Annotated in this window: 19 protein-coding genes; 17 read left to right on the forward strand and 2 right to left on the reverse strand. The window is 65.2% G+C overall.

What is annotated here, in order from left to right:
• Nucleotides 1–127: 127 nt before the first annotated feature.
• Nucleotides 128–1,051: a LysR substrate-binding domain-containing protein gene (locus NFH98_RS03865; RefSeq protein ID WP_124802750.1), complete on the reverse strand. Its 924-nt coding sequence runs from the start codon at nucleotides 1,049–1,051 to the stop codon at nucleotides 128–130.
• A gap of 239 nt (nucleotides 1,052–1,290) precedes the next feature.
• Here NFH98_RS03865 and NFH98_RS03870 point away from each other — a divergent pair, with 239 nt between their 5' ends.
• The 7 genes from NFH98_RS03870 (at nucleotide 1,291) to NFH98_RS03900 (ending at nucleotide 8,617) form a co-directional block, all read left to right on the forward strand.
• Nucleotides 1,291–2,670 carry an L-serine ammonia-lyase gene (locus NFH98_RS03870; protein ID WP_124802748.1) on the forward strand — a complete coding sequence of 460 codons (1,380 nt, stop codon included), beginning with the start codon at nucleotides 1,291–1,293 and terminating at the stop codon, nucleotides 2,668–2,670.
• 335 nt (nucleotides 2,671–3,005) lie between these two features.
• Nucleotides 3,006–3,782, forward strand: a complete 777-nt coding sequence (locus NFH98_RS03875) for an ABC transporter ATP-binding protein (protein ID WP_124802746.1) — start codon at nucleotides 3,006–3,008, stop codon at nucleotides 3,780–3,782.
• Nucleotides 3,779–4,531 carry an ABC transporter ATP-binding protein gene (locus NFH98_RS03880; RefSeq protein ID WP_045991865.1) on the forward strand — a complete coding sequence of 251 codons (753 nt, stop codon included), beginning with the start codon at nucleotides 3,779–3,781 and terminating at the stop codon, nucleotides 4,529–4,531. The genes NFH98_RS03875 and NFH98_RS03880 overlap by 4 nt, the downstream gene beginning before the upstream one ends.
• A 139-nt stretch (nucleotides 4,532–4,670) precedes the next feature.
• Nucleotides 4,671–5,918 (forward strand): ABC transporter substrate-binding protein, encoded by a 1,248-nt coding sequence (locus tag NFH98_RS03885; protein ID WP_045991866.1) that lies wholly within the window; start codon nucleotides 4,671–4,673, stop codon nucleotides 5,916–5,918.
• 70 nt (nucleotides 5,919–5,988) lie between these two features.
• Nucleotides 5,989–6,876 (forward strand): branched-chain amino acid ABC transporter permease, encoded by an 888-nt coding sequence (locus NFH98_RS03890; RefSeq protein ID WP_045991867.1) that lies wholly within the window; start codon nucleotides 5,989–5,991, stop codon nucleotides 6,874–6,876.
• A gap of 70 nt (nucleotides 6,877–6,946) precedes the next feature.
• A complete protein-coding gene (locus NFH98_RS03895) occupies nucleotides 6,947–7,864 on the forward strand; it encodes a branched-chain amino acid ABC transporter permease (protein ID WP_371931873.1) in 918 nt (305 codons plus the stop codon).
• 9 nt (nucleotides 7,865–7,873) lie between these two features.
• Nucleotides 7,874–8,617, forward strand: coding sequence for a tetratricopeptide repeat protein (locus NFH98_RS03900; RefSeq protein WP_222568191.1), 744 nt, complete (start codon nucleotides 7,874–7,876; stop codon nucleotides 8,615–8,617).
• Nucleotides 8,618–8,714: 97 nt separating this feature from the next.
• Here NFH98_RS03900 and NFH98_RS03905 read toward each other — a convergent pair whose 3' ends face one another.
• Nucleotides 8,715–9,644: a LysR family transcriptional regulator gene (locus tag NFH98_RS03905; protein ID WP_222568190.1), complete on the reverse strand. Its 930-nt coding sequence runs from the start codon at nucleotides 9,642–9,644 to the stop codon at nucleotides 8,715–8,717.
• 184 nt (nucleotides 9,645–9,828) lie between these two features.
• On the opposite strand from NFH98_RS03905, the gene NFH98_RS03910 reads away from it, so the two are divergent.
• The 10 genes from NFH98_RS03910 (at nucleotide 9,829) to NFH98_RS03955 (ending at nucleotide 23,545) form a co-directional block, all read left to right on the forward strand.
• Nucleotides 9,829–10,938, forward strand: a complete 1,110-nt coding sequence (locus tag NFH98_RS03910; RefSeq protein WP_349622242.1) for an S-(hydroxymethyl)glutathione dehydrogenase/class III alcohol dehydrogenase — start codon at nucleotides 9,829–9,831, stop codon at nucleotides 10,936–10,938.
• Between the two features lie 209 nt (nucleotides 10,939–11,147).
• Nucleotides 11,148–12,005 carry an S-formylglutathione hydrolase gene (gene fghA, locus NFH98_RS03915; protein WP_349622243.1) on the forward strand — a complete coding sequence of 286 codons (858 nt, stop codon included), beginning with the start codon at nucleotides 11,148–11,150 and terminating at the stop codon, nucleotides 12,003–12,005.
• A gap of 577 nt (nucleotides 12,006–12,582) precedes the next feature.
• Nucleotides 12,583–13,698, forward strand: coding sequence for a choline metabolism transcriptional regulator GbdR (gene gbdR, locus NFH98_RS03920; RefSeq protein ID WP_045994991.1), 1,116 nt, complete (start codon nucleotides 12,583–12,585; stop codon nucleotides 13,696–13,698).
• A 198-nt stretch (nucleotides 13,699–13,896) separates the two neighbouring features.
• The gene (gene mtgA / locus NFH98_RS03925) at nucleotides 13,897–14,595 is read left to right on the forward strand and encodes a monofunctional biosynthetic peptidoglycan transglycosylase (protein ID WP_349622244.1); all 699 of its coding nucleotides are present in this window, start codon (nucleotides 13,897–13,899) and stop codon (nucleotides 14,593–14,595) included.
• Between the two features lie 285 nt (nucleotides 14,596–14,880).
• Nucleotides 14,881–15,894, forward strand: coding sequence for a dipeptidase (locus NFH98_RS03930; protein WP_045994977.1), 1,014 nt, complete (start codon nucleotides 14,881–14,883; stop codon nucleotides 15,892–15,894).
• Between the two features lie 42 nt (nucleotides 15,895–15,936).
• Nucleotides 15,937–16,482, forward strand: a complete 546-nt coding sequence (locus NFH98_RS03935; RefSeq protein WP_222515607.1) for a DUF5943 domain-containing protein — start codon at nucleotides 15,937–15,939, stop codon at nucleotides 16,480–16,482.
• A gap of 229 nt (nucleotides 16,483–16,711) precedes the next feature.
• Complete coding sequence (locus tag NFH98_RS03940) at nucleotides 16,712–18,814, forward strand: oxidoreductase (RefSeq protein ID WP_349622245.1); 2,103 nt, start codon at nucleotides 16,712–16,714, stop codon at nucleotides 18,812–18,814.
• 60 nt (nucleotides 18,815–18,874) lie between these two features.
• Nucleotides 18,875–21,004 (forward strand): DUF3483 domain-containing protein, encoded by a 2,130-nt coding sequence (locus NFH98_RS03945; RefSeq protein ID WP_349622246.1) that lies wholly within the window; start codon nucleotides 18,875–18,877, stop codon nucleotides 21,002–21,004.
• Nucleotides 21,001–22,425 (forward strand): electron transfer flavoprotein subunit alpha/FixB family protein, encoded by a 1,425-nt coding sequence (locus NFH98_RS03950; RefSeq protein WP_349622247.1) that lies wholly within the window; start codon nucleotides 21,001–21,003, stop codon nucleotides 22,423–22,425. Before NFH98_RS03945 ends, NFH98_RS03950 begins: the two co-directional genes overlap by 4 nt.
• On the forward strand, nucleotides 22,415–23,545 hold the full coding sequence (locus NFH98_RS03955; RefSeq protein WP_349622248.1) for an electron transfer flavoprotein subunit beta: 1,131 nt from the start codon (nucleotides 22,415–22,417) through the stop codon (nucleotides 23,543–23,545). Before NFH98_RS03950 ends, NFH98_RS03955 begins: the two co-directional genes overlap by 11 nt.
• The last annotated feature ends 56 nt before the right edge of the window (nucleotides 23,546–23,601 follow it).

A 23,601-nucleotide genomic window follows, 5' to 3' on the forward strand; every position in this document is an offset into this window, starting at 1 on the left:
GCCGGGGGAGTGTCTGGGAATCCCGAAGGATTCTTCGCCAGTCTTCGCCATATGCTTATACAGCATAGGTAAGGCGCAAGACAGGTGCCCAATGGCTTGGTCAGGGCCGCTCGTCCAGGCACGGGGGCTAGTGGTTAGCGCTGCGGCCGGCCTCCTCCACCAGCCAGTCGTGCACGGCCTTGACCCGGCGATCGTCGGTGGCGCCTGCCGCGTGGACGATGCCGTACTGCTTGCCACTGTCGACGCGGGCACGGAAGGGGGCGATCAGGGCGCCGCTCTTCAACTCGCTGGTGATCAGTGTTTCCCGGGCGATCGCCACGCCCATGCCGGCGATGGCGGCCTCCATGGTGAGGTGATTGCGGTTGAAGGTGTAGCCACGCTCCAGATTGATCGAAGGGGCGCCGATGGCGGATAGGTAGTGGCGCCACTCGCCATACTCCTGGCTGCCGCGCCAGGCGGTGATGTCATGCAGCAGCGGGTACCAGGCCAGGTCTTCGGGACGTCTGAGCGGTGGGCGGCCCTTCAGCAGGCCGGGTGAACAGACCGGGAAGATGCGTTCCTGCATCAGCGGGGTGATGGCAAGTCCCGGATAGTGGCCGTCGTTGAGGTCGAGTGCGAGGTCAAAGTCGCCGTCACGCAACGAGATGTTGCTGTCCTCGGCGGTGATATGCAGTTCGATATCGGGAAACCTGGCCTGCAGACGCGGCAGGCGGGGCATCAGCCACTTGTTGAGGAAGGAGGGCACCGAGCGCAGGCGGATGACCCCGCTCATTACCCCGCTGCGCAAGCGACTCACCTCGAGTCCCACCGCCTGGTAGGCGTCGTCCACCACGGCGGCCAGGCGCTTGCCTTCTTCGGTCAGTTCCAGGCGACGGGGCAGGCGCCGGAACAGCTTGAAGCCCAGCCGGTCCTCCAGTTGCTTGATCTGCTGGCTGACGGCGCCGGTGGTGACGTGCAGTTCCTCCGCCGCTCGGGTGAAGGACAGGTGGCGGGCGCTGACGGCGAAACCCTTCAGCCAGGCGTGGGTCTGGGCGTTGAGCAGTCGACTCATTGCGATGTGTTCCGACAAGAGGTCATGGTCTGGCCGTGGTATGGCGGTGGTTTAGGTATGGTTTAGCTGAGCTATAGTGAAGGCAAGATATTCTGCCTTGTCCATCGAAGCGATGGCAGCCAGCATAACGATATCCCGGAGGAACGGCAGCCCTCGCTTTAGCGAAATTGACCTCGCAGGTCTCGGACCTCCGCCCCTCATGCCCCACACTTCGCGTCATTCGTACAAGAGGCAGCGCCATGGCTATCAGCGTATTCGACCTGTTCAAGATCGGGATCGGGCCGTCCAGCTCCCACACCGTGGGGCCGATGAAGGCCGCCTACGACTTCGTCGAGGCGCTGCGGTCGCAGGACCTGCTGGAGCGCGTCGCGGGGATCGAGATTCACCTCTACGGTTCGCTGTCGGCCACCGGCAAGGGCCACGCCACCGATCGCGCCTGCGTGATGGGACTGATGGGTGAGCGTCCAGACCGCATCGATCCGGCCGTTGTTGGCCCCTGCATCGAAGAGCTGCTCGAGAGCCAGACCCTGTTGCTCGGTGGTCAGGTGGCGGTGCCTTTCCTGTGGGCCAGAGACCTTAAGTGGCACGAGGAGAGCCTGCCCTATCACCCCAACGCCATGACGCTGGTGGCCAAGGGGCACAGCGAGGAGGTCAAGCGCGAGACCTACTACTCGGTCGGAGGTGGCTTCGTCGTCGACGAGGCCCAGGCCCGGGACGGAGCGCTGGATTCCGACACCACCCCCTTGCCTTATGACTTCAATAGTGGCGCGGAACTGATGGCGCTGTGTCGTCTGCATGGCATGAGCATCAGCGAGCTGATGCTGGAAAACGAGAAGGCCTGGCGCAGCGAAGCCGAGGTGCGCTCCGGTCTGTGGGATATCTGGCAAGCCATGCAGGCCTGCGTCAACCGTGGTGTCGAGGGGGAAGGGGTGTTGCCTGGCGGGCTCAACGTCAAGCGTCGCGCCGCGTCGCTGTATCGCCGTCTCGAGGCGATGGGCGATGACGCCGGACTGATCGCCACGACGTTTTCGGCGATGGACTGGGTCAACGTCTACGCCCTGGCGGTCAACGAGGAAAATGCCGCCGGTGGGCGGATGGTCACCGCGCCCACCAATGGCGCCGCGGGGATCATTCCCGCCGTGCTGCACTACTACATGAAGTTTCAGCCCGGTGCCTGTGAGAAGGACGTGGTCAACTTCCTGCTGACCGCCGGTGCCGTCGGCATCCTTTGCAAGAAGAATGCTTCCATCTCCGGCGCCGAGGTGGGCTGTCAGGGTGAGGTGGGCTCGGCCTGCGCCATGGCCGCGGCCGGGCTCGCCGAAGTCATGGGGGCCAGCGTCCCCCAGGTCGAGAACGCCGCCGAGATTGGGCTCGAGCACAACCTGGGGCTGACCTGCGATCCGGTCGGAGGCCTGGTCCAGGTGCCCTGCATCGAGCGCAATGCGATTGCCTCGGTCAAGGCCATCAACGCCGCCCTGATGGCCTGTCGCGGTGATGGTGAGCACTTCATCTCGCTGGACAAGGCCATCCGCACCATGCGCGACACCGGCGCCGACATGCAGGAGAAGTACAAGGAAACCTCCAAGGGTGGACTCGCCGTCAACGCCATCGAGTGCTGAGCAGGACGCGGGCGCTGGTCGTGGTGGTTGACCAGTCGCTCGACGAGGACCGAACCATTTGAGCCTCTTCTTTCAGGCCCCCGTCGCGCCAGCGCGACGGGGGCCTTGTGCTTTTCAGGGGGAAAACCTCGCGGGGCCAAGGTGTTGCCGGTTTGTCGTAAGCAACCTATTGAAATGCGGAGAATACATCTTTGGTCTTGTTCAACGCTTGGCCAATTGCGTCGGGCCTTTGACTCTTCTAGCTTACGTAAACGTAAAGTAGAGCGTCGCCATCGCGGCATCGAACAACCATAACAACCTCAAGCCAGGGACCCCGGTCCCGCAGAGGACGCCACATGACCCAGCAGTACGTGCTAGAGACCCGTGGCCTGACCAAGTCGTTTCGTGGCTTCACCGCCGTGGACGGCGTGGATCTCAAGATCACGGAAGGGCATATCCACGCCCTGATCGGCCCCAACGGCGCCGGCAAGACCACGGTCTTCAATCTGCTCACCAAGTTTCTTCCGCCGACCCGCGGCGAGATCCTCTATCGCGGCAAGCCGATCACCCGCATGCGGGCCAACGAGATCGCGCGGCTGGGGCTGGTGCGTTCGTTCCAGATATCCGCCGTGTTCGCCCACATGACCGCGCTCGAGAACGTGCGTGTGGCCCTGCAGCGCAAGCTCGGCACCTCCTTCCACTTCTGGAAGTCAGAGCGCTCGCTGGAGCCACTCAACCAGCGTGCCATGGAACTGCTCGAGCAGGTGGGACTGGCCGACGTCGCCGATGTCCTCACCGTGGAGTTGCCCTACGGACGCAAGCGTGCGCTGGAGGTGGCCACCACCTTGGCGCTGGAGCCCACCGTGATGCTGCTCGACGAGCCCACCCAGGGCATGGGAGCCGAGGACGTCGACCGTATCGTCGAGCTGATTCGGCGGGTTTCTGCCGGGCGTACCGTGTTGATGGTCGAGCACAATCTGAGCGTCGTCAGTCGTCTTTGTGATCGCATCACCGTGCTGGCCCGGGGCTCGGTACTGGCCGAAGGCGACTATGCCAGCGTCTCGGCCGATCCGGCGGTGCGTGAAGCCTACATGGGCAGTGAAGCCAGCGTCGGTGAGGAGGCCAGCGCATGAACCAGACTCTCGACAGGCCAACTGCTTCACCGGCGGTCGGCGCCCATGGCGACGAAGCGCTCAGTCTAGCGGACGTCAACGCCTTCTACGGCGAGTCGCATATCCTGCATGGCGTGGAGCTGCGCGTGAAGCGGGGAGAGCTGGTGACCCTGCTGGGGCGCAACGGTGCCGGACGCAGCACCACCCTGAAGACCATCATGAACATGGTCGGTTCGCGCAGTGGCTCGATCAAGATCAACGGCCAGGAGACCCTGGCCATGAAGCCTCATCACATCCCGCGTCTGGGGGTCGGCTACTGCCCCGAGGAGCGTGGCATCTTCGCCAGTCTCGACGTCGAGGAGAACCTGCTGCTGCCGCCCACCGTGCGCTCGGGCGGAATGAGCCTGGATGACATCTACGCCATGTTCCCCAACCTCTACGAGCGGCGCCGCAGTCAGGGGACGCGGCTGTCCGGCGGCGAGCAGCAAATGCTGGCGATGGCCCGCATCCTGCGTACCGGGGCCGAGATCCTGCTGCTCGACGAGATCACCGAGGGGCTGGCACCGGTCATCAACCAGAAGCTCGCCGAGGTGCTGATTACCCTCAAGTCTCGGGGCATGACCATCGTGCTGGTGGAGCAGAACTTCCGCTTCGCCGCGCCCCTGGCCGATCGCCACTTCGTGATGGAACACGGTCGCATCATCGAGACCATCGAGGCGCGTGATCTGGACGCTCGTCGTGAGCACCTCAACAGCCTGCTCGGGGTCTAGTGTCCATGGCCGCTGTCTTCCAGGCCTTAGAGGACCTTTGCATCAACCACAAGATGTCCGGCAGTAGCCGTTCAACAACCACTTTCTAAACAACAACCTATTCAACAACAACAAGGGCCGCTGGCCCCAGGAGCCTCCCATGACCAAGGTACACGCTTCCTCCCCCCGTCTTGCCCGCCGCCACCTGGCCCTGGCGGTCGCCGCCGCCACCGGCCTGGGCCTGGCATCGTCGGCCATGGCGCAGGATGCCATCAGCGATGGCGAGGTGCGTATCGGCTATCTGGCCGACATGTCCGGCACCTACCGTGACCTGGCCGGCCCCGGCGGCCTCGAAGCGCTGAAGATGGCGGTAGAGGACTTCGGCGGCGAAGTCGCCGGTGCCCCCATCGAGGTGTTCAGCGCCGACGATCGCAACAGCGCCGACGTGGGCGCCAACACCGTGCGCGGCTGGGTCGACCAGCAGAACGTCGACCTGGTGGCCGGCATGGTCGCCTCCTCGGTGTCCATCGCCGTGACCAAGGTGCTGGAGGAGGCCGGTGGTCTGGCCATCATTTCCGGCTCGGCGGCCTCGAGCATCACCAACGAACACTGCACCCCGAACCATATTCACTACGTCTATGACACCTATCCGCTGGCCAACGGTACCGCCAAGGCGGTGGTCGAGCAGGGCGGCGACAGCTGGTTCATGCTCACCGCCGACTACGCCTTCGGTCATGCCCTCGAGAGCGACGTGGAAAAGGTGGTCACCGACAACGGTGGCACGATCATCGATCGCGTTCGCCATCCGTTCCCGACCAGCGACTTCTCCTCCTACATCCTTCAGGCCCAGGGCTCCGGCGCCAAGATCGTCGGTCTGGCCAACGCCGGCTCCGACACCGTCAACGCGATCAAGACGGCCAGCCAGTTTGGCCTGACCCAGAGTGGCCAGCAGCTGGCCGGCCTGCTGATCTTCCTCAACGACGTCCATGCCATGGGCCTGGAGACGACTCAGGGCCTGTTGTTGACCACCGGCTGGTACTGGGACATGGATGACGAGTCCCGCGAGTGGGCCGAGCGCTACTTCGAGCGGGTGGGCAAGATGCCGACCATGGTTCAGGCCGGCATCTACTCCAGCACCACCCAGTACCTGAAGGCGCTGGAAGACGCCGGCACCGACGATCCTGCCACCGTCAGGGCCAAGCTGGGCGAGGCGCCGATCAACGACTTCTTCGCTCGCAATGGCCAGATTCGCGAGGATGGTCGCATGGTGCATGACATGTACCTGGCCGAGGTGAAGGCTCCCGCCGACTCCGAGGGCGAGTGGGACCTTTACGAGATCCAGGCCACGATCCCGGCCGAAGAGGCCTACCGTCCGCTGTCCGAGAGTTCCTGCAAGCTCGTCAACTGAGCCGCCCGCGCTCGATCTACGCCGGGGTCACCAGGGTGGTGCCCCGGCCTGATGCTCAAGGGAAATCATCATGACCATGATATTCGGCGTACCGCTGGCGGTGTTCATGGGCCAGCTGATGCTGGGGCTGATCAACGGCGCCTTCTATGCGCTGCTCAGCCTGGGGCTGGCGGTCATCTTCGGTCTGCTGAAGATCGTCAATTTCGCCCACGGCGCCCAGTACATGCTGGGTGCCTTTGCTGCACTGCTCGGGGCTCAGTACCTGGGCATCAACTACTGGCTGGCGCTGTTGCTGGTGCCGCTGGTGGTCGGCGCCTTCGGTGCTCTGCTCGAGCGTCTGGTGCTGCGGCGCATCGCCCACCTGGATCACCTCTATGGGCTGCTGCTGACCTTCGGCCTGGCGCTGATCTTCGAGGGTAGCCTGATCAACCTGTTCGGCGTGTCCGGGGCCAGCTACCCGATTCCCGAGGCGTTGAGCGGCGGCATCAAGCTGCCCTTCATGTTCCTGCCGACCTATCGCGGCTGGGTGCTGGTGGCGGCCCTGGTGGTATGCCTGGGCACCTGGTTCATCATCGAGCGAACCCGGCTTGGCGCCTACCTGCGGGCGGGCACCGAGAACCCCGCCTTGATGCAGGCCTTCGGCGTCAACGTGCCGCTGCTGGTCACCCTGACCTACGGCTTCGGGGTGGCCCTGGCGGCCTTCGCCGGGGTACTCGCCGCGCCCTTGTACCCGGTGTCACCGACCATGGGCTCGAGTCTGTTGATCGTGGTCTTCGCGGTGGTGGTGATCGGCGGCATGGGCTCGATCCTCGGTGCCATCCTGACCGGTCTTGCCATGGGGCTGATCGAGGGGCTGACCAAGGTGTACTACCCGGAGGCAGCCAACACCGTGATCTTCCTGGTGATGATCATGGTGCTGATGCTGAGGCCCGCCGGGCTGTTTGGAAAGGAGGCCTGAGATGTCCACAACCACTACTTCGCCGACGCCGACTCAGACCCGGGCCCGCGCCGCGCGCCGACGCCAGGGCATGCTGATGATCGTGTTGCTGGCCATCGCCCTGGTCGCGCCGCTGTTTGCCTACCCGGTGTTCCTGATGAAGGTGCTGTGCTTCGCGCTGTTCGCCTGTGCCTTCAACCTGCTGCTGGGCTTCGCCGGACTGTTGTCCTTCGGCCACGCCGCCTTTCTCGCCACCGGGGGCTACGTCACCGGCTTTCTGCTGTCGAGCTATCCGGGCCTGACGCCGGAACTCGGGATCGTCGTCGGCACCCTGGCGGCGGTGATCCTCGGCACCCTGTTTGGGGCGCTGGCGATCCGTCGTCAGGGCATCTACTTCGCCATGGTGACCCTGGCGCTGGCCCAGATGATGTTCTTCTTCTACATCCAGGCGCCCTTCACCGGGGGCGAGGATGGCCTGCACGGTGTGCCGCGGGGCAAGCTGCTGGGGCTGATCGATCTGTCCGACAACCTGGCGATGTACTACGTGGTGCTGGCGATCTTCGTGATCGGCTTCGCCATCATCCAGCGCACCGTGCACTCGCCCTTCGGTCAGGTGCTCAAGGCCATCCGCGAGAACGAGCCACGGGCGGTGTCACTGGGCTACAACGTCGACGCCTACAAGCTGGTGGCCTTCGTCATCTCGGCGGGGCTTGCTGGCCTTGCCGGCGCGACCAAGACGGTGGTGTTCCAGCTTGCCTCGCTCACCGATGCCCACTGGCACATGTCCGGCGAGGTCATCCTGATGACCCTGGTCGGTGGTGTCGGCACCCTGTTCGGCCCGCTGGTCGGCGCTGGCCTGGTGGTCAGCCTGCAGACTCAGCTCGCGCAGTCGCCGCTGGGCAACTGGGTCAGCGTCATCCTGGGGTCCATCTTCGTGCTCTGCGTCCTGAGCTTTCGCAGCGGTATCGTCGGCGAGATCCAGAACATGGTGCGCAAGAACTTCAAATAGACACGGCGATTGCCGCTGTTCTCCCGCTGCCCGGCCTCAAGGCCGGGCTTTTTTTTGTCAGGATTTTTATCTCAGGGTGGAGTGCGTGGTTTTGATGTGGAGAAAAATATTGAAGATATGGTGAAATATAATGAGAACGCCTGGAGGTTGGGTGCAGTTGATGCGGGATACGTTCTGTTTGGAATGTACTATACCGGGGGTGGCGTCGAGAAAAACAAAGGAGTTGCATTAAGATATCTATTGGATTCAGCTAGGCTAGGTTTTATTAGATCGCAAAGACAATTGGGCGTGGCATATAGGGGGCTAACTTTACGTGACTTGGTGGATAAAGATGAAGCTGCAGCATTCGAATGGTTTTTATTGGCTGCAGAGCAAGGAGATAGGACTTCTGCAACGAATGTGGCAGTGTTTCTTCACGAAGGAAGAGGTGTAGATAAAGATGACGATGAGGCATTTCGTTGGTTTTCTAGGACGGAGGATATGCCTTATGGCCGCGATACATCAGGGTTTAGAGGGCTGGCAGCATTTTATGAAAAAGGTATCGGTACCGACATAGATCTCGTCCAAGCCTATAAATATTACGACCTTCTCTCCCCCGGCAGCGCCCCCGACAAAGCCCGCCTTGAAGAACAAATGACCCCTGAGCAGATCCGTGAGGCGATCCGACTTTCTCGCCAGTGGCAGGAAGAACACAATATCTTTGTTCCCAGCTACTACGGGCTTGAGTATCAGGAGGATGGGACCTTTCAGTAGTCGCAGGTGGCAGGCAACAAGAGGCAAGGCTTTTGGTGACCAGATGTCGAAGGCCCTCGATACGAAAACGTGTCGAGGGCCTTTTTGTCGCTGGGGGTTAGTCGGATGGCGCTGGCTCGTCTGTGCCTCGCCTGTCGCGGTATCGCGGTGGCAGGCGCTCTGCGAGGTGTTCGGCCAGGTAGTCGATGACCACGCGGACCTTGGGGGAGCGGTGGCGGTGGTGGGGGGTGACGGCCCAGACGCCGGTATCGCTGTGGCGGTAGGTGTCGAGCACGGAGACCAGCTCACCCTGGGCCAGATGATGCTCGACGTAGTAGTCGGGAAGCTGACCCAGGCCCACGCCCTTCAGCACGGCGTCGAGCAGGGCCGGGCCGGAGTTGCCCTGCCAGGGCCCCTTGATCGCCACTTCCCGGGGAATGCCGTCGACGGCGAAGCGCCAGCGATCGCGTGAGCCATGCAGACAGCGGTGATGCTTCAGCTCGGACAGGGCGTGGGGCTGCGAGTAGCGCTGGAAGTAGTCGGGGGAGCCCACCACGTACTCGCGGCGGTCGGCCAGACGACGGGCGATCATGGTGCTGTCCTCCAGCGTGCCCATGCGGATGCCGATATCGAAGCCTTCCTCGATCAGGTCCACCTGGCGGTTTGTGAAGTGCAGGCGCACGCCAAGCTGGGGGTACTGGATCAACAGGTCATTAATCAGAGGCGCCACGTAGCGCTCGCCAAAGGTGGTGGCGCAGGTCAGCGCCAGCTCGCCCCTGGGGTGAGCCTCGAAGTCCTTGACCACGGCGTCGGCCTCGCGAAAGCCGTCGACCAGTGCCTCGCATTGTTGATAGTAGAGCCGACCGGCCTCGGTCAGGCTTATCTGGCGGGTGGTGCGATACAGAAGCGGCGTATCGAGGCGGCTCTCCAGGGCGGCTACCTGTCGGCTGACGTGGGAGCTGGATACACCCAGGCGTCGGGCGGCGGCGGCAAAGGACTTCAGGCGTACCACTTCGATAAAGGCTTCAATGCCGGCCCAGGGATGCATGGCGCACTCCATTATTGCGAGACAGCAACAATGTTATGCCGAATGCGTGCTTTATCCCAGTCCGTAGCGGGGTCTAGACTGTGGTCATCATCCACCGGGTCAGGATGGCCCGTGCCCCTTACGTCAGTGCGCCAGGCTTGGTCGTTCTTGCCTGTCGTGCAGCCCCCAATCCGAGGAGATTGCCATGAAGTCTCGCGCCGCCATTGCCCTGGAAGCCGGCAAGCCGCTTACCCTGACCGAAATCGATGTCGAAGGCCCCAAGGCCGGCGAAGTGCTGGTCAGGGTGGTCGCTACCAGTGTCTGTCACACCGACGCCTATACCCTGTCCGGGGCCGACCCGGAGGGGCTGTTTCCTTCGGTCCTGGGGCACGAGGGTGCCGGTGTGGTCGAAGAGGTGGGGGAGGGCGTCACCAGCCTGAAGCCCGGCGACCACGTCATCCCGCTGTACACGGCCGAGTGCGGCGAGTGCAAGTTCTGCCGTTCGGGCAAGACCAACCTGTGCAGCTCGGTCCGTGCCACCCAGGGCAAGGGCCAGATGCCTGACGGCACCACGCGCTTCTCGCTGGATGGCAAGCCGCTCTATCACTATATGGGCACTTCCACCTTCAGCGAGTACACCGTGGTGCCGGAGGTCTCGCTGGCCAAGGTGTCCAAGGAAGCGCCGCTGGACAAGATCTGCCTGCTCGGCTGCGGGGTGACCACCGGGATCGGCGCGGTGATGAACACCGCCAAGGTCGAGCCGGGCGCCACCGTGGCGGTGTTCGGTCTCGGTGCCATCGGCCTTGCGGTGATCCAGGGTGCGGTGATGGCCAAGGCCGGTCGTATCATCGCCATCGACGTGAACCCGGACAAGTTCGAGCTGGCCAAGCAGTTTGGCGCCACCGACTTCGTCAATCCGCAGGACTACAGTGATTCCATCCAGCAGGTGATCGTCGACCTGACAGACGGTGGCGTCGACTACTCGTTCGAGTGCATCGGCAACGTCAACGTCATGCGTTCGGCGCTGGAGTGCTGTCACAAGGGCTGGGGCGAGTCGATCGTCATCGGTGTCGCCGGCGCCGGCGAAGAGATCTCCACCCGGCCTTTCCAGCTGGTGACCGGTCGGGTATGGAAGGGCTCTGCCTTCGGTGGCGTCAAGGGCCGTAGCCAGCTGCCGGGCTACGTCGAGCAGTACATGAAGGGCGAGCTGAATATCGACGACTTCATCACCCACAACATGGAGTTCGAGAAGATCAACGAGGCCTTCGACCTGCTTCACGCCGGCGAGAGCATCCGCACCGTACTGCATTACTGAGCCGGTAGCATCGAGACGGCGCTGATGAGGCCACGCCCACCTGACCCAAGCGATGGGCCAGGTGGGCGCCGATTGGCGGTGAGTCGATTGCTGGCGCAGTATTGATGCCAGCTCGCCCCACCGCCAGACGGCCGCGTCGTCCGCCAGAACGCACCGCGTCGTTTTATCCGCCCCGGACCTCGGGGCTTCATCGTTGAGGGGAAGTCGCCATGTCCATGAGCGAACATCTGGAACTGGTCAGCGCCAATCGCAGCTTCGGCGGCTGGCACAAGCGCTATCGTCATCATTCGCGGGCGCTGGACTGCGAGATGACCTTCGCCATCTACCTGCCGCCCCAGGCCGAGACGGAGAAGGTGCCGCTGCTGTGGTGGCTGTCGGGGCTGACCTGCACCGATGAAAACTTCATGCAGAAGGCCGGTGCCCATCGGCTGGCGGCGGAACTGGGCATCGCCATCCTCTGCCCCGACACCAGCCCCCGGGGGACTGACCTGCCAGGTGAGCACGACAGCTACGATCTGGGGTCCGGGGCGGGCTTCTACGTCAACGCCACCCAGGAGCCGTGGAAGGCTCACTACCGGATGTATGACTACGTCACCGAGGAGCTGCCTTCGGTGGTTCGTCAGCACTTCCCGCTCAACGGTCGCGAGTCCATCAGCGGTCACTCCATGGGAGGCCACGGTGCCTTGATTCTGGCGTTGCGCAAGCCGGGACACTACCGCTCGGTGTCGGCGTTCTCGCCGATCGTCAATCCGACCCAGTGCCCCTGGGGGCGCAAGGCGTTCTCGGCCTATCTGGGCGAGGATTCCAGCAAGTGGACCCAGTACGACGCCTGTGAACTGGTGGCCCGTGGCGCCTCACGTCAGCCGTTGTTCATCGACCAGGGCGACGCCGATGACTTCCTCTATGAGCAGTTGTGTCCAGAGCGGCTCGAGGCGGTCTGTGCCGAGCGCGATCACCCGCTGATCCTGCGTCGTCAGCCCGGCTACGACCACAGCTACTTCTTCATCGCGACCTTTATCGAGGATCACCTGCGCTACCACGCCGAGAAACTCTACGCCAAGCGCTGAGTGAGACTTCTCGCCAGCCTGCAGTACCCTCCAAGGTATCCACCACGGCCCCCGATCATCGGGGGCCGTGGTGTTTCTGGGCTTATTTTTTTGCCCGGGATTTCTGCGGCCTGAACTTCCGGACCATGGAGTGGGGGAAGAGAGTGCTGGGTGTTGGCGTGTCCGGGCAGGGGGTGGGCGTGCGCTGGCTGGCGAGCCAAAGGCGGCGTCCCGGCAAGGCATCAACGGGTCGCCTGGAGAGATAGCCCTGTCGTGAATGGGGAAATATGGCCGATCCTTTGCCTTGTCAGGTGACAGATGCGACCTCGTCATAGTCACCTGCGACATCATTGTCGGAGACGACTGGTCAAGCGGCAGCCGATAGCGATTATTTTGATGCCGAGACTCAGTCGCCAGGCGTAAAGTCGTCGGAGAAAAGCACGGACGCTCCTGCCTGCGATACCCGTAGCGACGCTGGCAACGTCGAGGGTGTCGACACCATGCGCGAGTCCTGTTCCGTTTACGACGTCGCGATAACAACAAATGGACGTGACGGTACCTCGTGGCTTGCGACGAGGAGGCCGACGCTGTGGAGAAGATGACCATGACCCTGCCTAGCCGGCCCGAGGGGCCACAGACCGTAGGCTTTCTGCTGCTCGAGCATTTCACCCTGATCTCGCTGGCCTCGGCCATCGAGCCGCTGCGCATGGCCAACCAGCTGTCGGGCCAGGAACTCTATCGCTGGTTCACCCTGAGCCTGGATGGTGCGCCGCTTCAGGCCAGCGACGGCCTGACCGTGACGCCGGACTCGTCGATCACGGTGCCGCTGTCGCTGGATATGGTCGTGGTCTGCGGCGGCGTGGCGCCGACCCGCCATGTGCACCAGGGCCACGTCAGCTGGCTGAAGGCCCAGGCACGCCACCTCAAGCGATTTGGCTCGGTGTGTACCGGTGCCTGGGCGCTGGCCCGGGCCGGGCTGCTCGAGGGTTATGAGGTCAGCACCCATTGGGAGTGCCAGGCAGCGCTGCAGGAGGCCTACCCGGGTATCGGCCTGACCTCGAAGCTTTTCGCCATGGATCGGGACCGTTTCACCTGCTCCGGCGGCACGGCGCCGCTGGACATGATGCTGACGCTGATCGGGCGTGACCATGGGCGCGAGCTGGCGGCGGGCATTTCCGACATGTTCGTGTGCGACCGGGTGCGTGGTGAGCAGGACCAGCAGCGGGTGCCGCTCAAGCATATGCTCGGCACCACCCAGCCGCGACTGCAGGAGATCGTCGCGCTGATGGAGAACAACCTTGAGGAGCCCATCGACCTGGACGAACTGGCCCGCTACGTCAGCCTGTCGCGGCGCCAGCTGGAACGGCTGTTCCAGCGCAACCTGCACTGCTCGCCGTCGCGCTATTACATGCGCCTGCGGCTCAATCGCGCCCGTCAGCTGTTGAAGCAGACCTCGATGTCGATCATCGACATCGCCGCCGCCTGTGGCTTCGTCTCCACCCCGCACTTCTCCAAGTGCTACCGCGAGTGCTTCGGCCTGCCGCCGCGGGAGGAGCGACTGGGCTGGAGCGCCTTCTCGCCGGTGGTGGCCGGTAGCACCGTATCCCCGCTGCTGGCGGCGGCCCCTGACGAACCGGTGTCCCGGGCGCTGTCGGCGTTGGAAGAAGCCCGCGGGGAGCCGACCTACGGCAGCTTCAAGGTGTTGCCCAAGTAGCGAAGGGCGTGTTGAACAATGCGCCTTCGCTGGCGGAATTTGCTGGACGAGGCCTGGGAGCAGGCTTCGGCATGCCTGGACGCCAGATATCGGCAGGAGAGCCTTTGGCCACACCGGTAAAATGCTGACAGCGGCGATTGCCCGCCCCACCCAAGGCCTTGATATACTCCCCGGATCGATTCCAACCGAGCCCGATGCATGCGCAACTGGTGGCGCCCTCTCAGCCGACTTCTGCTACGCGCCACCCTTGCCTTTGCGCTGGGGTCAGTGGTGCTGGTGCTGGTGTTTCGCGTGGTGCCGGTGTTCGGCTCCATGGTGATGCTGGAGCGCGAGGTCTCGTCCTGGTTCTCCGGCGACCCGCTGGACATCCAGCAGCGCTGGCGTCCCTGGGATGAGCTGTCAGACAACGCCAAGCTGGCGGTGATTGCGGCGGAAGACCAGCGCTTCCCCGATCATCATGGCTTCGACCTGGTGGAGTTGAAGCGTGCCATCGAGTCCGCCATGAACGGAGGCTCGCTGCGCGGGGCCAGCACCATTACCCAGCAGACCGCCAAGAATCTGTTTCTGTGGACCGGGCGGGACTATGTGCGCAAGGTGTTCGAGGCCTGGTTCGCCACCCTGATGGAACTGCTGTGGCCCAAGGAGCGCATCCTCGAGGTCTATCTCAATATCGTCGAATTCGACCGGGGGGTCTTTGGCCTGGAGGCCGCCAGTCGCCACTACTTTGGCGTCGGTGCCGATCAGTTGAGCGCCGCCCAGGCGGCCCGCCTGGCGGCGGTGCTGCCCAACCCGCGAGAGCGCAGCGCCTCGCACCCGGGGCCGCGCACCGCCCGTCATGCCGCCTGGATTCAGCGACAGATGAATAACCTGGGCCTTGGCTACCTGGAGAAGCTGTAGCCGGCAGGCGTCGCAGTCCTTGATCCTTTGGGTTCTGTCCATTCACTTCTTTCCCTCTTCGCCCCTTTGCTTCCGGCACGTCTTCGCGGTGTTTTGAGGCGCGTCGTTTCGCTTCTTTCCTTTGCCCACGGGTGCCTTTTGTCGCTGCCGGAACGGCGGTGACGCTTTTGGAATTCTCGTCGTCGCAATCAGGCGTCGTGGCCCCCCGGGGCGGCGCTATCCTGCCCGCACAACGCCAGCGTTCTGATGCTGGCGCTCTCCCTGAAGCGGGTAAGGACAACAGCGATGAACTCCCCTCTGACGCAAACCGAAACTGGTGCCATCGATGCCCGGGCGCTTCACCGCGAGGCCACGGTGATCGACGGTCTGATCATCGCCAAGTGGAGCCGTGAACTCCTCGAGGACATGCGCCGTGGTGGGCTGTCGGCGGCCAACTGCACCGTGTCGGTGTGGGAGGGGTTCCAGGCCACGGTGGACAATATCGTGGCCACCAACGCGCTGATGGAAGAGTGCAGCGACCTGGTGCTGCCGGTGCGCACCACCGCGGACATCCGGCGTGCCAAGCAGGAAGACAAGACCGGCATCATCTTCGGCTTTCAGAATGCCCATGCTTTTGAAGACCAGATCGGCTACGTCGAGATCTTCAAGAAGCTCGGCGTCGGTATCGTCCAGCTCTGCTACAACACCCAGAACCTGGTGGGCACCGGCTGCTACGAGCGCGACGGTGGCCTGTCCGGCTTCGGTCGCGAGATCGTCGCCGAGATGAACCGGGTCGGGGTGATGTGTGACCTGTCTCACGTTGGCGCCAACACCTCCCGCGAGGTGATCCTCGAGTCGTCCAGGCCGGTCTGTTATTCCCACTGCCTGCCCTCCGGGCTCAAGGAGCATCCGCGCAACAAGTCCGATGAGGAGCTCAAGTTCATCGCCGACCACGGCGGCTTCGTCGGCGTGACCATGTTCACCCCCTTCCTGCGGGCCGGGGTCAACGCCACCATCGACGACTACGTCGAGGCCATCGTCTACGTGATGAATATCGTCGGCGAAGACGCCATCGGTATCGGCACCGACTTCACCCAGGGCCACGATCAGGCCTTCTTCGAGTGGCTGACCCACGACAAGGGCTACGCCCGTCGCCTGACCTCCTTTGGCGAGATCATCAATCCCAAGGGCATTCGCACCATCGGCGAGTTCGGCAACCTCACCGAGGCGCTGCTGCGCCACGGCCTCAGCGAAGCCCAGGTGCGCAAGATCATGGGCGAGAACTGGGTACGGGTGCTGGCCGATGTCTGGGGCGAATAGCACACAACCACCACAACAATAACGCCTGCCAAGGAGTCGACCGTGACCAAGATGGCGCCTGAACTGCCCATAGAGGTGGACGTCGAGACCGGTGTCTGGACCACCGACGCCCTGCCGATGCTGTATGTGCCGCGACACTTCTTTATCAACAACCATATCGCCGTGGAGCAGGCGCTGGGCGTCGAGGCCTACGCCGAGATTCTCTACCACGCCGGCTACAAGAGCGCCTGGCACTGGTGCGAGAAGGAGGCCGAGTTGCACGGTCTGGCCGGCGAGGCGGTGTTCGAGCACTACATGACGCGTCTGTCCCAGCGAGGCTGGGGCCGCTTCATTACCGAGGCCATCGACCTGGAGGCGGGTACCGCCCGGGTGCGACTGGAACACAGCGCCTTCGTCTACCAGCTGGGCAAGGTCGGCTACCGGGTCGAGTACATGTTCACCGGCTGGTTCGCCGGTGCCATGGACCAGATCCTGGCGGCCTCGGGGTCGGCACTGCGTACCCGTGCCGAGCAGACCCAGAGCGCCGCCGAGCCAGGCTGCGAGGTGGGCCGCTTCGAGGTCCAGCCGCTCGCCACCGTGTCTCGCTGAGCTGCGCTATCTCGTCGATTCGGTGCGCCGCCCTGGTGTCCCTGTTGGGTGACGCTGTTCGGCGAACCCGGTTGACGACCCTATTCAGCAACCCCGGTCGGCGAGCTCAGACAGCAACCCCCGTCGGCGAGCCCAGCCAGCGGCTCCCGTCAGCGACCCCAGTCAGTGACCACCGCAGGCCAAGGCGTCTGTCGTGGTTCCACCTTCGTCCGGGCAGAGGAGTTTCCCCATGGCCTTTGACGCGATCTTCGAGCCGATCACCATCGGCAGTCAGACCATTCGCAATCGCGTGGTCAGCACCGCCCACGCCGAGGTCCACGCCACCGACGGTGGCATGACCACGGAGCGCTACGTGCGCTACTACGAGGAGAAGGCCAAGGGCGGCTGCGGGCTATGCATCTGCGGCGGCTCCTCGGTGGTCTCCATCGACAGCCCCCAGGCCTGGTGGAGTTCGGTGAACCTGTCCACCGACCGCATCATTCCGCACTTCCAGAATCTGGCCGAGGCGGTGCACCGTAACGGCGGCAAGGTCATGATCCAGATTACCCATATGGGGCGTCGTTCGCGCTGGGATGGCCACGACTGGCCCACCCTGGTGTCGCCCTCGGGCATTCGCGAACCGGTCCATCGTTCCACCTGCAAGACCATCGAGGAGGAGGAAATCTGGCGCATCGTCGGTGACTTTGCCCAGGCCGCTCGCCGGGCCAAGGAGGGCGGTCTCGATGGGGTCGAGCTGTCCGCCGTGCACCAGCACCTGATCGACCAGTTCTGGAGCCCCCGCGTCAACAAGCGCGAGGATGCCTGGGGCGGCACCTTCGAGGGCCGCATGCGCTTTGGCCTGGAGGTGCTCAAGGCGGTGCGTGCCGAGGTCGGCGACGACTTCGTGGTGGGTATGCGCATCTGCGGCGACGAGTTTCACCCCGACGGCCTGACACACGACGACATGAAGGCCATCGCCGCCTACTACGACGCCACCGGCAAGGTGGACTTCTTCGGCGTGGTCGGCTCCGGCTGTGACACCCACAACTCCCTGGCCAACGTCATTCCCAACATGTCCTATCCGCCGGAGCCCTTCCTGCACCTGGCCGCGGGCATCAAGGAAGTGGTCAGCGTACCGGTGATCCACGCCCAGAACATCAAGGACCCGACCCAGGCCAACCGCATCCTCGAAGGTGGCTACGTCGACCTGGTGGGGATGACCCGGGCGCATATCGCCGACCCCCACCTGATCGCCAAGATCAAGATGGGCCAGGTCGACCAGATTCGTCAGTGTGTCGGCGCCAACTACTGCATCGATCGCCAGTACCAGGGCCTCGACGTGCTGTGCATCCAGAACGCGGCGACATCGCGGGAGTACATGGGCCTGCCGCATGTCATCAGCCAGAGCGAAGGCCCGAGGCGTCGCGCGGTGGTGGTGGGTGGCGGTCCCGGTGGCATGGAGGCCGCCCGGGTGCTGGCCGAGCGCGGCCATGAGGTGACCCTGTTCGAGGCCGAGGACAGCCTGGGCGGCCAGATCACCCTGGCGGCCAGGGCCCCGAGTCGCGACCAGATCGCCGGGATTACCCGCTGGTATCAGCTCGAACTTGCCCGGCTCAAGGTGGACCTGCGCCTGGGCACCCGGGCCGATGTACCCACCATCGACGACCTGAGGCCCGACCTGGTGGTGCTGGCCACCGGCGGACGGCCGTTTCTCGACCAGTACGCCGACTGGGGCTTCGACCCTGACCCGGAAAAGAGCCTGGTTGTCAGCACCTGGGACATCCTCTCGGGCAAGGTGGCACCGGGCCAGAACGTGCTGGTATTCGATTCCATCTGCGAGTTCTCCGGGGTATCCGCCGCCGACTTTCTGGCCGACAAGGGCGCCCGGGTCGAGATCGTCACCGACGACATCAAGCCCGGGGCCGCGGTGGGGGGCACCACCTTCCCCACCTACTACCGCAGCCTGTACGAGAAGGAGGTCATCATGACCTCGGACCTGATGCTGCACGAGGTCTACCGCGAGGGGGTGTCGCTGGTGGCGGTGCTCGAGAACGAGTACAGCGGGGTGCAGGAGGAGCGCGTGGTCGACCAGATCGTGGTGGAGAACGGCGTGCGCCCGGACGAGCGGCTCTACCTCGAGATGAAGGAGGCCTCGCTCAATCGCGGTCAGGTCGATCTGGAGGCGCTCTACGCGGCCAGGCCGCAGCCCTGCCTGGCGCACCTGGACGCAGAAGGTCGCAGCGCTGGAGATCGCAGCGCCGGTTTCGTGCTGTTCCGACTGGGCGACGGGGTGGCGCCGCGCAATGTGCACGCCGCGATCTATGACGCCCTGCGTCTGTGCAAGGACGTTTGAGCGAGCCATGAGGGCGGCCCAGTCGCCGCCCCCCTGCCCCTCGTCGAGAGGAGATAGAAGATGCCCGCAACCGTTCTTCCTGACCTGCTGGCCGTGCTGGTGCTGGCCGTGCTGACACTGACCCTGGTGGGTGGGGCCAGACGCTTCACCCTGTGGCGACGCGGGCGGCCCTCGCCGGTGCCCTGGTTGGCGGGCCTGGCGGCGATGCCGCGCCGCTATCTGGTGGATCTGCACCACGTGGTGGCCCGGGACAAGGCCTTCGCCAACACCCACGTGGCCACCGCCGGGGGCTTCGTCGCCGCTGCGCTGCTGATGCTGCTGGTGTTGCTGGTGCCGATGCCGGCGGGGCTAAGGCTCGGCCTGACCGGCCTGATGCTCGCCGCCAGCGTGCTGATGCTGGTCGGTGCCAGGCTGGTCGCCAGGCGGCGGCGCTCGCCGCCGGCGCGGCTGTCACGTGGCCCCTGGATGCGCCTGCCCAGGAGCCTCACGCTGTTCTCGGCAAGCCTTGCCGGCGTTGCACTGGTCAGTCTGCTGTCCTCGCTGCTGCCGCCAGGCTGGCTCGGCGGCATCCTCGGCTGGGCGCTGGCTGGTGTGCTGCTGGTGGGGCTCGCACTGGGGCTCGCCGAGATGATGCTGGGCATGACCTGGGGCGGGCCGATGAAGCACGCCTTCGCCGGTGCGCTGCACCTGGCCTGGCATCGCCGGGCAGAGCGCTTTTCCACGCGCTCAAGCGAGCGCGAGGGGCGCACGCCGCGCTCCACCGGGCTCAAGGCGCTCGATCTGGACGACCCCGAGGCGCCGCTGGGGGTGGCGTGTCCCGAGGACTTCACCTGGAACCAGCGCCTGGGCTTCGATGCCTGCGTGCAGTGCGGGCGCTGCGAGGCGGTGTGCCCGGCCTTCGCCGCCGGCCAGCCGCTCAATCCCAAGAAGCTGATCCAGGATATGGTGCGGGGCATGACCGGCGCCAGCGCCGACAGCTACCACGGTTCGCCCTATCCCGGCCGGCCGCTCACTCAAGATAGAGGTCAAGACAATTCTCAGAACCAGGGCCGGCCGGGAGGACCCATCGTCGTCGAGGCGGGTGGCGCCCTGCTCGATGCCGATACCCTGTGGTCCTGCACCACCTGCCGGGCCTGCGTGGAAGAGTGCCCGATGATGATCGAGCACGTGGACGCCATCGTCGACCTGCGCCGTCACCTGACCCTGGAGCGCGGCAAGACTCCAGGCAAGGGCGCGGCGGTGCTCGACAATCTGATCGCCACCGACAATCCCGGCGGCTTCGCCCCTGGGTCACGCATGCACTGGGCGGCCGACCTGGCGCTCCCGCTGATGCGCGACTACGGCCAGGTGGATGTGCTGCTGTGGCTGGGCGATGGCGCCTTCGACATGCGTAATCAGCGTACTCTGCGCGCCCTGGTCAAGATCCTGCGGGCGGCGTCGGTGGACTTTGCCGTGCTTGGCAACGAGGAGCGCGATAGCGGCGATGTAGCGCGTCGGCTGGGGGACGAGGCGACCTTTCAGCGTCTGGCCCGGGCCAATGTGGCGACGCTTTCACACTATCGCTTTCAGACCATCGTCACCTGTGACCCCCACAGCTTCCACGTGCTCGGCAACGAGTACGGCGCCTTCGGCGGCGACTATCGGGTACGCCACCACAGCACCTTTATCCAGGAGTTGATCGCCGACGGACGGCTCACGCTCGAGTCCCGTCCGCGTGGCCGTGTCACCTACCATGACCCTTGCTATCTGGGGCGCTACAACGGCGAATACGAGGCGCCGCGCCAGGTGCTGGCGGCGCTCGGCATCGAGCTTGCCGAGATGCAGCGCTCCGGCTTCCGTTCACGCTGCTGCGGTGGGGGTGGCGGCGCCCCGATCACCGACGTGCCCGGCGAGCGGCGGATTCCCGACATGCGTATGGCCGACGTGGCCGAGACCGGCGCCGAGCTGGTGGCGGTGGGCTGCCCCCAGTGCACCGCCATGCTGGAAGGGGTGGTCGAAGCCACCGCCCAGGTGCGCGATATCGCCGAGCTGGTGGCGGAGGCGCTGATCGAGCCGCCCACCGGCAAGCGCCAAGCGCGCAAGGCGCCAGCACACGACAGGACGGTCGCCGCAAAAGGAGGTGTGGCAAGAGGCGCCGACCCGGTCGTGGACCGAGGCGTGGGCCGTGACGTAGAGGAGCTGAGCCAATGAACCCGTCCGATGAAGCGACGCGAGGCAGCACCCCAGTAGCGACGGCTCGGCTGCGTCGCGATCCCCGGCAAGACTGGATCGCCCGCAACCGCCTGCATCCGCAGCATCAGTCGGTACTGGCCGCTTTGGAGGACGCCACCTCGCCGCCGGCGTGGATGGGCCCCCAGGGACGGTTGCGCCGGAACCCCCACGCGGTGGGCTTTATTGGCCCCAACGGTCGCCGGCGTATCGACCGCAGCGGTGTCCAGGCGGGAGCCACCGCGTCGCCTGCAGGTCGCGCCCAGACCGCAGACGTTCAGGTCGCCCGCGACCGGCGCCGCGCGGTGACGTTGGAGGCCCCGGCGGGCTGGATCGCGGTGGTCCCGGATACCGCCACCGGCAGGCTGACCGAGCACGATCGCGATCTGTTCGGCCTGGCCCGCCGACTGGCCGATAGCGGTTCCAAGCCAGAGGGAGCTGAACTGGCCGTGGTGGCCATCCTGTTCGGGGATTCGCCGCCACCCGCGCTGAAGCAGGCGCTCGGCGAGGCCGGGGCCGATCGGGTGGTCTGCCTGGCGGTGGCGGAGGGTTATGCCCCCGAGGCACGTCTGGCGGCCTGCACCCGAGTGGACGACGCGCTGGCGCCGCGCCATTGGCTGTTTCCCGATACCGCCCTGGACGGCGGCGATCTGGGTCGCAGGCTGGCGGTACGGCTGGGCGAGCGGCCCGCCTGCGGGGTATGGCGCGTCGAGGCGGATGGCGGACTCGATGCCGACGGGTCCTGCGTCTGTCGGACCGGGTCCGGGCGCGAGGACCAGCCCCGTCCGCTGCCGCGCATCCTGATGGCGCTGGCTGAGTGCGCCGAGCCGGTGGTCGAGACCCGCCATGAGGCGAGAGCGATGGCCCTGGAGCCACAGCACGCGCCCCAAGCACTCCAAGCAAGGGTCGAGGATCTTGGTGCGGTGGCGGTGGACCCCGCCGAGATTGCCCTGCACGAGGCGCCCTTTATCCTGTCCGGCGGCAATGGCGTTGGCGACTGGCCCGGCTTTCACCGGGCCGCCCAGGCGCTGGGCGCCAGCGAAGGCGCCTCCCGGGTGGCGGTGGACGACGGCCATATGCCACGCCATCGCCAGGTGGGGGCCACCGGCACCTTCGTCAGCGCCCGGGTCTACCTGGCGGTGGGGATCAGCGGGGCGATCCAGCACCTGCAGGGGATCCAGCGCTGCGACAAGGTTATCGCCGTCAACCGCGACGCCGGCTGCGATATGGTCAAGCGGGCCGATCTGTCGGTGATTGGCAATGGCGACGAGATCTTCGCCGAACTGGTACGTCTGGTCGAGGCCGGGGGGGAACGTGGAGGCAAAGTTGATAGTGAGCGTGGCGATACCCACGAGTCCCGGCCCGCGGAAACATCCTCGAAGGAGGCCCTGAATGTTGCCTGAATCTTCCTCCCCCCATGGCGAGGCCCAGATCGGCGCCAGTGCCGATGCCAACGGCGGTGTCAAAAACAAAGCCAAGGCCAAAGCCAACGCCAAGGCCTCCAGCGCAGACGCTGCCTACCCGCAAGCCAGCGCCATCACCTCGCTTCGCCTGGATGTGCTTTTATCGGTGGGCCGCCATCGCCTGACCGGTCGCGCCCAGCGTGCCGATGGCGACGCCCGGGCGCTGGAAATGGCGCTGTCGCTGAAACAGGCGCTGTCGCTGAGACAGGCGTTGCAGACCGAGAAGACGCCCCCTCCCGAGGTGGAGTTGATTCCCTGGCACCAGGGGCCGGAGGGCGACGACACTGAAGCGGCGCTGCGTGGCTATCTGGGCATGGGCCTGGACGCCATTCGCTGGATCCAGGCACCGGCGGCGGCGGACGCCATGGCGCCACTTCGGGCGTCGCTGACATCGCCCTCGGCGGAGGACGCTTACCACCGTCAGGCGCGCCTGGCGCTTTGCGGGATGCGTGCCGAGCAGGGCGAGGGCACCGGCATGCTGCCCATGGTGCTGGCCGAGCAACTCGGCTGGGCCTGGGTGCCTGGGGTGGTGGCCCTCGAGCGTATTGAAGCGATCGAGGGTCGCCAGCGGCACGCTGAGGACGGCGAGCCAGGCAAGGTCAATGACTGCGAGGAGACCGCGCTGTTCCGGGCCATCGTGCTGCAGGCGCTGCCGCAGGGACAGCGACGTCGTCTGGCGGTGACCCTGCCGGCCATCCTGGGGGTGGACAGTGCGGCACCGGCCGCGCGCCAGAGCGCCTTCGGTCCGGCCCGGCGTGGTCAGCTGCGTCTGGTCGAGTCAGGCGAAGAGCTGGTGCTGGACCCGGCGGTGGAGCAGTGGCCGCTGATCCCGGCCCGCGCCCGCCCCAGGCGGCTCAAGATCGTCACCGCCACCAGCGCCCGGGATCGCTTCAAGGCCGCCGCCGCCAAGGCCGAAGGTGGCGGTGGTCGGGTGCTCGAGGATGTCTCGGCCACAGAAGGGGCCGCCGCCATCCTGTCGATGCTCGAGGCAGAGGGCGTCTTGCCTGCCGGCGGGGCCCGGCACGGTCAACAAGGTAGTCCACAAGGCGATGGACGCTGACGCCAAGCGGTGCCAGCATCAAGGCAGGGACCGCCAGTGGCAGGGCGCGTCGACCC

Source organism: Halomonas sp. H33-56, from assembly GCF_040147035.1.
In the GTDB taxonomy this organism is placed as follows: Bacteria; Pseudomonadota; Gammaproteobacteria; order Pseudomonadales; family Halomonadaceae; genus Halomonas; species Halomonas litopenaei.

Excerpts from the sequence above, each read along its gene's own strand:
- NFH98_RS03865 (WP_124802750.1), bottom strand. The coding sequence starts at position 1,051 with ATGAGTCGACTGCTCAACGCCCAGACCCACGCCTGGCTGAAGGGTTTC.
- NFH98_RS03885 (WP_045991866.1), top strand. The coding sequence starts at position 4,671 with ATGACCAAGGTACACGCTTCCTCCCCCCGTCTTGCCCGCCGCCACCTG.
- NFH98_RS03955 (WP_349622248.1), top strand. The coding sequence starts at position 22,415 with ATGTTGCCTGAATCTTCCTCCCCCCATGGCGAGGCCCAGATCGGCGCC.
- NFH98_RS03890 (WP_045991867.1), top strand. The coding sequence starts at position 5,989 with ATGACCATGATATTCGGCGTACCGCTGGCGGTGTTCATGGGCCAGCTG.
- NFH98_RS03905 (WP_222568190.1), bottom strand. The coding sequence starts at position 9,644 with ATGCATCCCTGGGCCGGCATTGAAGCCTTTATCGAAGTGGTACGCCTG.
- NFH98_RS03945 (WP_349622246.1), top strand. The coding sequence starts at position 18,875 with ATGCCCGCAACCGTTCTTCCTGACCTGCTGGCCGTGCTGGTGCTGGCC.
- NFH98_RS03875 (WP_124802746.1), top strand. The coding sequence starts at position 3,006 with ATGACCCAGCAGTACGTGCTAGAGACCCGTGGCCTGACCAAGTCGTTT.
- NFH98_RS03895 (WP_371931873.1), top strand. The coding sequence starts at position 6,947 with ATGCTGATGATCGTGTTGCTGGCCATCGCCCTGGTCGCGCCGCTGTTT.
- NFH98_RS03870 (WP_124802748.1), top strand. The coding sequence starts at position 1,291 with ATGGCTATCAGCGTATTCGACCTGTTCAAGATCGGGATCGGGCCGTCC.
- NFH98_RS03940 (WP_349622245.1), top strand. The coding sequence starts at position 16,712 with ATGGCCTTTGACGCGATCTTCGAGCCGATCACCATCGGCAGTCAGACC.
- NFH98_RS03880 (WP_045991865.1), top strand. The coding sequence starts at position 3,779 with ATGAACCAGACTCTCGACAGGCCAACTGCTTCACCGGCGGTCGGCGCC.
- NFH98_RS03910 (WP_349622242.1), top strand. The coding sequence starts at position 9,829 with ATGAAGTCTCGCGCCGCCATTGCCCTGGAAGCCGGCAAGCCGCTTACC.
- NFH98_RS03930 (WP_045994977.1), top strand. The coding sequence starts at position 14,881 with ATGAACTCCCCTCTGACGCAAACCGAAACTGGTGCCATCGATGCCCGG.
- fghA (WP_349622243.1), top strand. The coding sequence starts at position 11,148 with ATGTCCATGAGCGAACATCTGGAACTGGTCAGCGCCAATCGCAGCTTC.
- NFH98_RS03950 (WP_349622247.1), top strand. The coding sequence starts at position 21,001 with ATGAACCCGTCCGATGAAGCGACGCGAGGCAGCACCCCAGTAGCGACG.
- mtgA (WP_349622244.1), top strand. The coding sequence starts at position 13,897 with ATGCGCAACTGGTGGCGCCCTCTCAGCCGACTTCTGCTACGCGCCACC.
- gbdR (WP_045994991.1), top strand. The coding sequence starts at position 12,583 with ATGACCATGACCCTGCCTAGCCGGCCCGAGGGGCCACAGACCGTAGGC.